The 12,027-nt window shown below is 69.8% G+C and carries 9 protein-coding genes; 2 read left to right on the top strand and 7 right to left on the bottom strand.

From position 1 onward, the window contains the following. Positions 1-2: 2 nt before the first annotated feature. Positions 3-1,202 carry a PP2C family protein-serine/threonine phosphatase gene (locus tag ACZ32T_RS28565; protein WP_467369779.1) on the bottom strand — a complete coding sequence of 400 codons (1,200 nt, stop codon included), beginning with the start codon at positions 1,200-1,202 and terminating at the stop codon, positions 3-5. Positions 1,203-1,500: 298 nt separating this feature from the next. Between ACZ32T_RS28565 and ACZ32T_RS28560 the strand changes: the two genes are divergently transcribed. Beyond that, positions 1,501-3,462, top strand: a complete 1,962-nt coding sequence (locus ACZ32T_RS28560) for an acyl-CoA dehydrogenase family protein (RefSeq protein WP_467369778.1) — start codon at positions 1,501-1,503, stop codon at positions 3,460-3,462. A gap of 169 nt (positions 3,463-3,631) precedes the next feature. After that, on the top strand, positions 3,632-5,653 hold the full coding sequence (locus ACZ32T_RS28555; RefSeq protein ID WP_467369776.1) for a CASTOR/POLLUX-related putative ion channel: 2,022 nt from the start codon (positions 3,632-3,634) through the stop codon (positions 5,651-5,653). Here the strand turns inward: ACZ32T_RS28555 and ACZ32T_RS28550 are convergent. The 6 genes from ACZ32T_RS28550 to ACZ32T_RS28525 form a co-directional block, all read right to left on the bottom strand. Next, the gene (locus ACZ32T_RS28550; protein WP_467369773.1) at positions 5,631-6,566 is read right to left on the bottom strand and encodes a TIGR03619 family F420-dependent LLM class oxidoreductase; all 936 of its coding nucleotides are present in this window, start codon (positions 6,564-6,566) and stop codon (positions 5,631-5,633) included. The two genes, ACZ32T_RS28555 and ACZ32T_RS28550, sit on opposite strands and share 23 nt — an antisense overlap. Before the next feature lie 111 nt (positions 6,567-6,677). Continuing rightward, positions 6,678-7,559 carry a geranyl diphosphate 2-C-methyltransferase gene (locus ACZ32T_RS28545; RefSeq protein ID WP_467265221.1) on the bottom strand — a complete coding sequence of 294 codons (882 nt, stop codon included), beginning with the start codon at positions 7,557-7,559 and terminating at the stop codon, positions 6,678-6,680. A gap of 16 nt (positions 7,560-7,575) precedes the next feature. Further along, positions 7,576-8,886 (bottom strand): family 2 encapsulin nanocompartment cargo protein terpene cyclase, encoded by a 1,311-nt coding sequence (locus tag ACZ32T_RS28540; RefSeq protein ID WP_467369771.1) that lies wholly within the window; start codon positions 8,884-8,886, stop codon positions 7,576-7,578. A gap of 111 nt (positions 8,887-8,997) precedes the next feature. Then, entirely contained in the window at positions 8,998-10,410 is a 1,413-nt protein-coding gene (locus ACZ32T_RS28535) for a family 2B encapsulin nanocompartment shell protein (RefSeq protein WP_467369769.1), read from the bottom strand. Positions 10,411-10,912: 502 nt separating this feature from the next. Further along, positions 10,913-11,179: a hypothetical protein gene (locus tag ACZ32T_RS28530; protein ID WP_467265227.1), complete on the bottom strand. Its 267-nt coding sequence runs from the start codon at positions 11,177-11,179 to the stop codon at positions 10,913-10,915. 141 nt (positions 11,180-11,320) lie between these two features. Next, the gene (locus ACZ32T_RS28525) at positions 11,321-11,962 is read right to left on the bottom strand and encodes a histidine phosphatase family protein (protein ID WP_467369767.1); all 642 of its coding nucleotides are present in this window, start codon (positions 11,960-11,962) and stop codon (positions 11,321-11,323) included. Between the last annotated feature and the right edge of the window lie 65 nt (positions 11,963-12,027).

The following is a 12,027-nucleotide window of genomic DNA, read 5'->3' as shown; positions in this document are numbered from 1 at the left end:
GATCACCGCGCCGCGAGCGCGCCTCGCCGAGCGGACTCCCCGGTTCCGTGCCAGTCCAGGATGAGGACGGTCGCGTCGTCCTTGAGGTTGCCCCGGCAGGCGTCCAGCACCGCTGTGGTCAGGGCGCGGACGGCCTCCCTGGGGTGCGACGCGCGGCTGTCGGCCACGAGAGCGGCCAGGTCGACATCCGCAGCACCGCGTTCCTGCATGCCGTCGGTGAGCAGGACCAGGCGGTCGCCCGGACGCAGTTGCAGCGTCTGGAGCTGGTAGGAGGTGGGCGCCGCGACGCCCAGGGGCAGGTTGACGGCGAGCTGGACCTCCTCGGCCTCGGTGGCGCCGTCCCGCAGGCGAAGGGGCCAGGGATGCCCTGCGTTGACCAGTTCGCAGGTGCCCGAATCGAGACGGACGCACAGCAGCTGTCCGGTCACCAGCCCACGACTGTGGCTCAGCAGGGCCTCATGAGCGCGACGGGCCTGATGCAGCGCGTCGCAGCCGGTGCGGCGGGCGCCGCGCAGCGCCCCCGTGACCAAGGTGGCCAGCAGGGCGGAATCGGTGTCGTGACCCATGGCATCGGTGATGGACAGGTGCAGCGTCTCCCGGTCCAGGGTGTAGTCGTAGGTGTCGCCACCGATGTCGTCGGCCGGGACCAGACCTGCTGCGAGGGTGAACTGGGGAGCCTCGCAGCAGGAGGCCGAAGGGAGCAGCTGGTGCTGGATCTCGGCGGCCAGGCTGGTTTCGGTGGTGCGCCGGCCGGCGTGGTAGAGGTCGGTGAAACGACGGTCCGTGACGATGATGTACGCCAAGGCGTGCGCCGCCTCGCTGATCTGTCCGAGCACGGTGTCGTCGGCGTACTGCAGCGTCACCTCCAGGACACCGATGCAGTCGCCCCGGTTGCTCACCGGCGCGATCACCCGCCGTCCGCCCTGGCCGTCCGGCTCCACATGGAGGCGCTGGCTGCGGAGAACCGTGTCGTAGACGCTCCCCTGCAGAGGGATCCGCTCAGGAACATCCACCATGTCGCCCTCGGCGGGCGCGGTCAGGCGCAGCAGCCGCTGTCCCATGAGGTCGACGAACAGGAACGACACACGCTCCGCCCCGAAACGCTTGCGCAGATCGTGCGCGACCACGCCGACGGACTCCCCGGGCGGCGCGGACTCCGCGGCGGCCAGAAGCTCGCCGAGTTCCAGATCTCTGCCATCCATGGCAACCTCCGATCGTCTGTCGCCACGTATTCCCCGGGATTCGCCGTCCTCACCTGGCAGGTCCGTCACGCCCGGCCGCCGGCCGTCCGGCGGCGGCCTCCACTCCTCAGGCGTCCCCGGCCACCGACGCCTCACCGTGAGCGGGTTCGCTCGCCAGCAGCGCGGCTCCCACCACCCCGGCGAGCGGCGCCGTCGGTGGGCGTCATCGAGTGCGGCAGCCGTGGGGTGCTTTCCCTCGTACGGCTCCGGCGGCCAGGGCCGACCGCTTGATCGCGCCGGAGCGGGGTAGCGACATGGCATGGCCACTGACAACACATCCACCGACCCGAGCGGATACGAGCGGCCCGAGGTCGACGTCCGGGCGCTGACCGAGGTACTCGACGGCGAGTACGCCGAGATCCGCGACCTCGTCCGGACCAACCTCGTGACGTACGCCTCCGTCCTCGAGGAGGCCGACGAGCTCGGCTTCGACGCGTTTCGCGAGCGGGTGCGTGAGCTCGTGGTCGAGATGGCTGCGACGGGCCAGACCGGCATGGGCTTCCCGGCCAGGTACGGCGGTGGTGGCGACATCGGGGCCTCGATCGCCGCGTTCGAGACGCTTGCCTTCGGTGACCTGTCGGTGCTGGTGAAGGTGGGCGTGCAGTTCGGCCTCTTCGGCGGCGCGATCCTGCAGCTGGGTACCGAACGCCACCACGACGCCTATCTGCCGGACCTGATCACCGGGCGGCTGATGGGGTGCTTCGCGATGACCGAGACCGGGCACGGCTCCAACGTCCAGGCGCTCGGCACCCGCGCGACGTACGACGCCGCCCGCCAGGAGTTCGTCATCACCACCGACGGCGACCAGGCCCGCAAGGACTACATCGGCAACGCGGCGTGCCACGCCGAGCTGGCGGTCGTCTTCGCCCAGCTGGAGGTCGGCGGGGAACCCCGGGGGGTGCACGCGTTCGTCGTGCCGGTCAGGGCCGAAGGAGAGGTGGCGCCCGGCGTCCGGATCGAGGACGACGGCCGCAAGATGGGCCTCAACGGCGTGGACAACGGACGCATCTGGTTCGACGGCGTCCGGGTGCCGCGCGAGGCGCTGCTCAACCGGTTCGCCGACGTCACCGCCGAAGGTGTCTACGAGAGCCCGATCGAGAACCCCGACCGCCGCTTCTTCACCATGCTCGGCACGCTGGTGCAGGGCCGGGTCAGCGTCGGTGGCGCCGGGGTCAACGCCGCCAAGGTCGCCCTCGCGATCGCCACGAAGTACGCCGTGCGGCGGCGGCAGTTCGAAGCGGCCCCGGACACGGAGGAGCAGCTGCTCCTCGACTACGGTCTGCATCAGCGTCGTCTGCTGCCGCTCATCGCGCGTACGTACGCGTTGCACTTCGCGCAGGACGTCGTGCGCACGCAGCTGCACGAGGTCTTCTCCGGCATCGAGGACGACGCGCAGGCGCGGCGCCGGCTGGAGGCGCGGGCCGCCGGCACCAAGGCGCTCGGCACCTGGCACGCCACCCGGGTCGTCCAGGAGTGCCGAGAGGCGTGCGGCGGCGCCGGTTATCTCACTGTCAACCGGTTCGCCGCCCTCAAGGCCGACAGCGACATCTTCACCACCTTCGAAGGGGACAACCACGTCCTGATGCAGCTCGTGGCCAAGGGCCTGCTCACCCATTACGCGGCGGAGTTCGAGGACCTGGACCAGCTCGGCATGGTCCGCTACGTCACCGGCCTCGCCGTCGAGACGGTCATCGAGAAGACCTCGGCCCACAAGCTGCTCGAGCGGGTACGCGACCTGCTGCCCGGGGGCGACGAATGGGACCAGGAAGCGGGCCTTCTCGACTCGGAGTACCAGCTCGCCATGCTCCGCTACCGCGAGGAGCACATGCTCGCCGGCGTGGCCCGCCGGCTCAAGCGCGGGGTCGACCAGAAGCGCGATCCCGGTGCCGTCTTCTCGCAGGTGCAGGACCACGTCATCGCGGTCGCCCACGCACACGTCGAGCGCCTGGTGCTGGAGGCGTTCGTCGACAAGGTGCGCACCCTGCCGGAGGGCGGCAACAAGGTCGCGCTGGGCCTGTTGTGCGACCTGTTCGCCCTGTCCACGATCGAGGCGGACCGGGCCTGGTTCATGGAGCACGGCCGGCTGACCGTCCAGCGCTCCAAGGCGATCAGCCGCGAGGTGAACGACCTCTGCCGCAAGGTCCGGCCCCTCGCGGTCGGCTTCGTCGACGCCTGGGGCGTCCCGCCGGAGATGCTGCGCGCGCCGGACCTGGTGGGGTGACCCGCCCGGCCATCGGCTGCGGGCGGTCCGTGGGTGCTCTCCCGTCGAGCGGGCTCACTCCTCCCCTCCCGGAGAAGTACCTCCGCGCTGATGTCCGCATGGTCCTCTAAAGGATGAACCACGGCCTGATACCCGTATGTCGTGATCAACGACTCTCCACGCTGCTGCTGTGCACAAGACGAGCAATGACCAGGACAGGCGCCGGTGGGCCGGGATCGCCAGGGTGGGGAAGCAGCGGCAGCGGCAGCGGCAGGAGGCCCCCACGGCCCCGGTGGACCCCTCGGCCGGAGTGCCTCGCCGGGCAGCGCCGGGTGAGCAGGCGCGGTACTGGTTCGACAACACGCTGGCAGGTGGTGCCGCCGCTCTCATCGGCTGGCTCGCTGTCGTGTGCCTGGTCATCGTGGTCCCGGCGAGCGCCATCCTGGTGTGGACGGACGACGGGGCCCCCGACGACCGGTGGGCGAAAGCCGCGGCGGTATGGCGGAGCGTAGGACAGACACTCCGGCTGGGCGGAGAGGCCGGATCGCCCCTGCGCGTCGCCCTGTCGGTCCTTCTCGCCCTGGTCGCGCTCTTCTACGTGTCCACCCTCGTCAGCCTGATCACTGCCGCGATCACCGAGAAGCTCCTCGATCTGCGGCGCGGCCACTCCACCGTCCTGGAGAACGGCCACACCGTCGTACTCGGCTGGTCCGACCAGATCTTCACGGTCGTGGCCGAGATCGTGGAGGCCAACAGCAACCAGGGGCGGAGAGCCGTCGTCGTCCTCGCCGACCGGGACAAGACGGACATGGAGGAAGAGTTGCGCACCGAGCTGGGCGGCAGAGACAGGGGCACCCGGATCATCTGCCGCAACGGGCGCCCGACGGACCCGGCCGCACTGGAACGGGTCAGCCCCGCCACGGCGGACGTCGTCCTGGTGCTACCGCGCGACGAACCCGACGAGGACGCCGAGATCGTCAAGAACCTGCTGTCCCTCCGGGCGGCGACCGACGGCGACTGCCGCGCCCGGATCCTGGCGGTGGTCCGGGACGGACGCTACCGGCTCGCCGCAGTGCTCGCCGCCGGTCCGGGTGCGGTCGTCCTGGAGATCGACGACATCACCGCACGGCTCGTGGCGCAGTGCGCCCGGCAGCCCGGACTGTCGCTCGTGTTCCAGGAGTTGCTCGACTTCGCCGGAGACGAGTTCTACGTCGTCGAGGCGCCGGCGCAGGCCGGCCGTACCTTCGCCGAGGTGCTGACGGCCTATGTGTCGTCGACCGTGGTCGGCGTCCTGCGGGCGGACGGAGCTCTGCGGCTCGCCCCGGCGCCCGACTCGCTCGTCTGCACAGGTGACCGGCTCGTTGTGATCGCGGAGGACGACGACACCACGGTGGAGGCTCCTGAGCCCGCGGCCGTCGACGCGGCGGTCATCGTGTCCCGTCCGCCCTCAGCGGTGCGCCCCGAAAGGATGCTCCTGCTGGGATGGAACCGTCGCGCACACCGCATCGTCCGCCATTTGTCCGACCACGTCGGTCAGGGCTCGGTCCTCCACGTCGTGGCCGACGGCGGGGAGCCCACCGCCGCGGAGGTGCGGGCCGCGGGAACGGAGGCCTCCACCGGCCTCACGGTCGTCCTACGCCCCGGAGACCCCACCCTGCCCGGGACGGTGAACGGCCTGGACCTCGCCACGTACGACGGCGTCATCGTCCTCGGCCCCGACCGCGTGGCCTGTGGCGGCGCACCGGACGACCGCACTCTGGTCACCCTGTTGCTCCTGCGCGATCTGGAACGCAGGTCGGGAAACCCTGTCACCGTGGTCACCGAGATGACCGACGACCGCAACAGGGCGATCGCGCCGGTCGGTCCGGGCGCGGATTTCATCGTCAGCGGCAAACTCGTGGGCCTTCTGATGGCCCAGATCTCGCAGAACCGGCATCTGGCCGAATTGTTCGAGGAACTCCTCGCGCCCGGCGGAAGCACGATCCAGCTCAAGCCGGCCGCCCACTACGTGCGGGCGGGGTGCCGCGCTTCCTTCGCCACGGTCGTCGAGTCGGCGTCGCGCCGAGGGGAGTGCGCCATCGGATACCGGAGCCGTGACCGTGCGACGACGGGTCCCGGATACGGGGTGCGGGTCAACCCCCGCAAGGACGAGGTCCTGCGCTGGAGCGAGAACCACGATGTCGTCGTGATCACCCCGCACGCACCCCGGTGAGGAAACGGCCGGCCAGCTCGATGCGTTCGTCGAGCGTGACGGGCGTCTGGCCGAAGTCCACGAACAGTTCGTGCACACCCTTTTCGGCCGCGGCCCGGGCGTAGTCGACGTACTGCCGCAGCGTCCCTCTCCGCGGCACCTGCTCCGGATCAGCCCTGGTGTCGGTCAGCTCGGGGTTCACACGCAGCGCCATACGCAGACGGGCCGGGTCACGCTCCGCCTTCTCGGCTTCCTTCACGACGGCGCTCCACATGGACACGAGGTCCGTCAGCGGCATGGCGCCGGGCAGCCAGCCGTCGAGCCGTCGTCCGATGCGTGCGAAGCCCCGGGGGGTGAACGCCGCCAGGAGTACGGGAGGTCCGGGGAGTTGCTGCGGCCTGAGACCGACCCTGGTCTCCGGAACGGTGAAGAGCGGGCCGTCGTGGGCGAAGGAGCCGCCGGACCAGTACCCCTCCAGGACGTCGAGCGTCTCGTCGAGCCGCGCGCCCCTGTCTTTCCACGGCACGCCGACCGCCCCGTACTCCTCGGGCATCCAGCCGAGCCCGAGGCCGACGTCGAGACGCCCGTGGCTGAGCAGGTCGAGCGTGGTCAGGGACCGGGCGAGCATGACCGGCGGCTGCCAGAGGCCGTTCAGCGTGCTGGTCCCGAGACGGATCCTGCTCGTGTGCGCCGCGGCGAACGTCAGGGCCACCAGGGGATCCAGGTGGTTCTCGTACACGTCTGGCATCACGCCGCCCCGGCCCGGGTAGGGCGTGCTCGGCGCGACCGGGGCGAGCACGCGGTCACCCGTCCACAGGGAGTCGAAGCCCATGTCCTCCGCCGTGCGGCTCACTTCCGTGATGCCTTCCGGCTGGGCGTCAGGACCGAACGTCGGAAGGGTCACGCCCAACCGCATCTCAGTGCTCTGTGACATGGGAACTCACGATGCCATGCCGGACGACTTCCGCCCAGCCGTTGGAGCGGTTGGGCGGGGGGGAGGGCCCGTTACGTCGCCACGGACCCTCCCGGACAGCGGAAGGCCAGGTCAGACGCGGTCCGCCGCGATGAGGAGGTACTGGAAGGACCCGTCCTTGTAGGAGTTGATGAACGCGTCCTCGATTCCCGTGACCAGAGAAGACGTGGCCCTCAGCTCCCAGTAGGGCAGAGTGTCGGGAGTGAGGTCGATGACGGCCTGCGGCACGAGGCGATGGTCGGCCATGGCGCGCAGGTACTCCCGGCGCGAGTGGATGTTGCACTCGAAGTGCGCGTTGATCTGCGAGACCCACTTGGAGGGCTGGCCGTACCGCGGGTTCCAGCAGCCGGTGATGGTCACGTAGCGACCGCCGACCCGCAGGACGCGGGAGTGCTCGGCGAAGAGGTCGTCAAGGTCGACGTACATGCTCGACTCGTTGTTCCAGGACGCCGCGGCCGATCCGGTCCCGAAAGGCGTGGCGAGCATGTTGCAGACCCGGGCGCGGACATGGTCCTGGATGCGGAGTTCGCGCGCACGGCCGTTGGCGAAGTCGGCTTGCTTGGCCGACAGCGTGACACCCTCGACCTTGCACCCGAAGCGCTGGTGCGCCATCACCATCGAACCGCCGCGGCCACAGCCGGCGTCCACCAGGGTGTCGTCACTCCCGATGTCACCGAGATGTCCCAGGAGGAACTCGGCCTGCGCGGACTCCAGTCGGTGGAGCTCCGCGATCAGCCTCTTCTCGCCGGAGCTGTCCTCGGCGTCGCCGAGTGCGGCATGGTCCACCTCACCGATGCCGTAGTGGTGGTGGTAGAGACCGTCGACGTCGCCGAGACGCAGGTTCACAGGCCTGGCCTCCCCGTCCCAGTAGCGGGCGATGTCCCCCTGGTAGGGCGTCGCCGGGCGGGGGATGCGCAGGGGAGTGGCGGTGGCGGTGAGTTCGGTGTCGGTCACGTGTGAGTCCATTCTCTTACCAGAAATCGGGCAGGCTGTAGCGATAGGTGTTGGTCCGGTGCCAGTGGTGATTGCCGTCGACCCACGCGGCCACGCCCCGCAGGAAGCGCTGCACGGCCGGGACGGGGCGGGCGGCGGCCAGTGCCGAGGCCTCGGTCTCGAAGGCGTGCATGAGGTCGTTGTGGACCTCGACCGACTTCAGGTAGGCGTCCCGGGCGGAGAGGCCCTCCCGTTCGGCGATCACGACGGGCAGGTTCAGGTGCTGTCCGGGAGAGTCGAGCTCCTTGGTGTACGAGTACAGGTCGTTCACGATGGTCGTCGCGTTTCCCGCGAGGGCGATGACCTTCTGCATGGCGGCCTCGGCATGCAGGTCCGCCGGCAGTTCGTAGCCGCCGACGGTGTCGGTGATGGTGGGGCAGGGGCGGAAGTTGTTGAACTGGCGCATCGCCAGGTACTCCCACACCTCCGGGACGTGGTCCAGCTGTGCCCAGGCCGCTTCGGCGAGATACCCCATGTGCAGCCGGGCCATGTCGTGCCGGAGCCGGTCGGCCTGGGAGGGGCCGGCCGCTCGGACGAAGTACTCCATGGCGGAGCGGTAGGCGCGCCGGGGCGCGTCCGCATGGAGCGACTTCGCCCAGTGAGGCTCGTACTCCTGCGTCGTGTGCAGGGGGTCGAGGGCGGTGTGCGCCAGCAGGAGACGTCCGCCGAGGCCGACGGGTGAGCCCCCGTGGTCCTCGCAGTAGCAGTCGTCCACCGCGTTCTCGGCCACCATCAGGCGGGTGGCGAGCATCAGATGGTCGATGCTCGGCGCGTCCGGGTGGCAGCCCACCATGTAGCGGCCCACGGAGAAGCCGTCGAACTCCTCCTCCCAGTCCTCGGGGTACAGGGCGACCTCGTCCAGTGCCCAGGCCTTGATCCGTCGGCTGACCTCCTCGACCCGCACCGCATCGGGCTCGGGCACCGGGTGGTGGTAGAGGCCCGGGACAGGCGGGCCCTCGGCCGCGTCCGCCGGCCGGCCCGACGTGGTCGGCGGCCCTTCCCGCAGGGCCAGGCGCAGACCCGCCGTGCCCAGGCCGCTGGGACCACGCAGGATCCGCTCCAGGCCGGTGCTCGCTGCGGGCACCCCGGCCGCCGGGAGGCCGAGGAGAGGAGGGGCAGGTGCCGAATCCATGGGCGGAGCGGGCAGGGAAGACGCGTCGGACGGACCGCCGGTGGCGGCCTTGACGTCGCGGGCTCGGGCCGCGGCGGAGGCGAGGAGATGCGTCCCGAAGCGGGAAGCGGCCTCTGGCAGACTCGACTGTGGCGGTGGCAGCTCAGGCGCGGGCATCCATGGCTCCTTGATGGGGTGTGCGGCTGGTCCGAAGCCCTCCGGGGCATGCGCGACGGCCCCGGGAGCTGCCGGGTGTCGCACCGAGCGTCTCTTTCGTCCGGGGGCCCGTTACCCGGGCCGGCGGGCGATCTGCACGTTCTCCAGCACGCCGACCGCGTCCGGCACGAGGATGGCGGCGGAGTAGTAGGCGGTGACGAGGTAGGAGGTGACGGCCTTCTCGTCCAGGCCCATGAAGCGGACGGACAGGCCCGGCTCGTATTCGTCCGGCAGCCCGGTCGGGTGAAGGCCGATGACGCCCTGGTTCTCCTCGCCGGTACGCATGGCGAGGATCGAGCTGGTCCCTTCCCTCGTGACGGGGATCTTGTTGCAGGGAAGGATCGGGACCCCGCGCCAGGCCGGGACCTGCTGGCCGCCGAGGTCGACGTGGCCCGGATAGATCCCGTACGCGTTGAACCCACGCCCGATCGCGGCGATCGTCCTGGGGTGTGCAAGGAAGAACTTCGTGCCGCGGCGCCGGCAGAGCAGTTCGTCCATGTCGTCCGGAGTCGGTGGGCCGGAGTGCGTCTGGATGCGCTGCTTGAAGTCCGCGTTGTGGAGCAGGCCGAATTCCCGGTTGTTGATCAGCTCGTGCTCCTGGCGCTCGCGCAACGCCTCGACGGTGAGCCTGAGCTGCTCCTCGGTCTGGTTCATCGGCCCGTTGTAAAGGTCGGCGACCCTCGTGTGGACCCGCAGAACGGTCTGGGCGACCGAGAGTTCGTACTCGCGCGGCTTCAGTTCGTAGTCGGCGAACGCGCCGGGCAGCTCGTGCTCGCCGGCATGGCCGGCCGACATCGCGATCTCCGCCTCGCCGCGGTGGTTCTGCCGCCGGCCGGAGAGCGACGCGAACGCGTCGAGGTGGGCTCGGAGGCTCGGCGCCGAGGACAGGACGGCCGCGAAGTCGCCGCGGGAGAGGGTGAGCAGCGTGCCCGAGGTCTCGGCGGTGGCGGTGAGCTCCCACCGGGCGTCCTCGTCCAGCAGGGCGTTCTCCCCGAACCGGTCGCCATCGGCCAGTACCCCCAGTGCCACCTCGTCGCCGTAACCGCCCACGGACGCCTGGCTGATGCGGCCGTGGGCGATCAGATGGAGTTTGTCCGCGGGCGCCCCGCGCTCGGCCAGCGTCTCGCCCGCGCGGAAGTCGCGTCGAACGCACCTGTCCGCGACGGTGGTCAGCACCTCCACGTCGTCGAAGCCGCGGAACAGGGCCAGTCCACCGAGCTCGCGGGGGATCACCCGGACATCGGCGCCGTCCTGGACGAACTCCACGCGACCGTCGCCGACGGTGTAGGTCAGACGGCGGTTCACCCGGTAGACACCGCCCTGGGTCTCCACCCAGGGGAGCATGCGCAGCAGCCAGCGGGAGGTGATCTCCTGCATCTGCGGCGCGGACTTGGTCGTGTTGGCGAGGTTACGGGCGGCCGCCGTGCCCAGGCTGGATTGCCGGGGCGGCTCCGGTCGCACGTCCGGGCTCGAGTCAACAGTCATCGGGCAAGCGCTCCTCGGTCAGGGCGGCGACGTGCGTATACGGACGCCATCGGGCAACAGGAGGGGAAGGGGGTTATTTGAACGGGAATCCGTTCAGACCATGGGAAACACTAAGGGCGGCTTCGCCCTCCGGGCCAAGGAAAGCCGCCGACATTAACTCGATACGATGATCGCGGCCGCAGGATGTTTGTCCAGGTGCCGGTGTGAGAACGACCGGTCCGTCTGCTGCACCGACGCCAACGGAGGGGCCATCATCGCCATCCGGGCACCGCACCGGGAATTGACCGAACTCCGGAGCGAAGTCGCGGCCCTACGAGCCGCGACTGGGCCCGGCGCGACCACGTACCCGCGCACACGGCACCCGAGGCAGCAGCAGATCAGACGTAGGAGTGTCCAGTGTCCTGCGTGCCGACCGGGCACCTCGGTGGTGCCGTCTCAGCTTCTGTCCGAGTTGGCCCTGTTCTCGTATAGCTACCGCCAGGTGGCGTGTAGCGCTGAGTAACTACTTGGGGTTGCGGTCGTATTGCTGGAGGGCGGCGAAGTCGGCGTGGGCCGTCTCGACGGCTTCGGGGTACGCCTGGGTCTTCTGGTGTTCGGCGAGGGCCCGGTAGATGCTGGCGACGGACGGGCTGTGTCCCTTGCGCCTGCCGGTGGGGATGATCAGGGCGGGCTGGATCTGCTCGACGGACTCGCCCCAGCGTCGACTCTCGGATGTTCTCCCGCTCCGTCTCGGCCATCGCGGCGAAGAAGCCGAACTGGCTTCGTTCACTTGCAATAGCAGCGTTTGTCCAGCACCTTGGGCAGCAGAGGGACGTCGACGGGCTCGGGAATGTTCACGAGAACTGGCATCAGTGTGGGACGGCCCGCCGCCCGCGAGGGCGACGGGCCGTCGAAGCGGGCCAGGCTGAGGTCAGCCAGCTTGTGCGGAGTCGAGATGAAGAGTGTCACCGAGGCTGACGACTTGGCGGTTGTGGAAGAAGTCGTCTTCGCGGAGCGTGGTGATGCTGCCGGAGGGGGCCCGGAAACTGGCATAGCCGGCCGACTCGATCGGCATCTTGATCCAGGACGCCACGACGAACGTCAGGGAGCCGCCGTGCGTCACGATGATCTGATGTTCGCAAGGGTTCTGCAGGATCTCGTCCGTTGCTGCGTAGACGCGTTGCGCCCACGCAGCCTTGGTCTCGGAACCCTGCACGCCCTCGTCGTGGTCCATTCGCTCCCCGACAGCCGGCGGGGGGACGAAGCGCCGGTCCAGCCACTCCTGGGGCTTTCCCCCTGCCTCACCATAGGACTTCTCCCGCAGCCTGCGATCCACAATCGGCTTCACGCCGAACAGTTCGGCCACCTCCTCGGCCGTCCGCAGAGTGCGCTGCAGATCCGAGGAGAACAGCTCCACTTCGGCGCCGTCCGGGACCTGAGCCCGCAACGCCTGCGCGATGGAGACGGCCGCACGGACGCCAGCGGGCGTCAACTTCGAGTCATGCCATCCGCCGACGACTCCCTCGACGTGGTGCGTCGCCTCCGGATGGGTGACGACGTAAAGAGTGCGCATCAGTTGCCCTCCTGTAGATAACCGGCCTTGGGGACCAACGGAACAGCCGTTAGCGCTAAGCACTT

The sequence above is a fragment of the Streptomyces sp. NPDC023573 genome (assembly GCF_055559735.1).
The sequence above is the reverse complement of the archived record's forward strand: the minus strand, read 5'-3'. Positions and strand labels throughout refer to the sequence as shown.

Bases quoted from the DNA above. Each gene is read 5' to 3' on its own strand.
- ACZ32T_RS28540 (WP_467369771.1), bottom strand. From the start codon at position 8,886: ATGCCCGCGCCTGAGCTGCCACCGCCACAGTCGAGTCTGCCAGAGGCC.
- ACZ32T_RS28525 (WP_467369767.1), bottom strand. From the start codon at position 11,962: ATGCGCACTCTTTACGTCGTCACCCATCCGGAGGCGACGCACCACGTC.
- ACZ32T_RS28565 (WP_467369779.1), bottom strand. From the start codon at position 1,202: ATGGATGGCAGAGATCTGGAACTCGGCGAGCTTCTGGCCGCCGCGGAG.
- ACZ32T_RS28550 (WP_467369773.1), bottom strand. From the start codon at position 6,566: ATGTCACAGAGCACTGAGATGCGGTTGGGCGTGACCCTTCCGACGTTC.
- ACZ32T_RS28560 (WP_467369778.1), top strand. From the start codon at position 1,501: ATGGCCACTGACAACACATCCACCGACCCGAGCGGATACGAGCGGCCC.
- ACZ32T_RS28535 (WP_467369769.1), bottom strand. From the start codon at position 10,410: ATGACTGTTGACTCGAGCCCGGACGTGCGACCGGAGCCGCCCCGGCAA.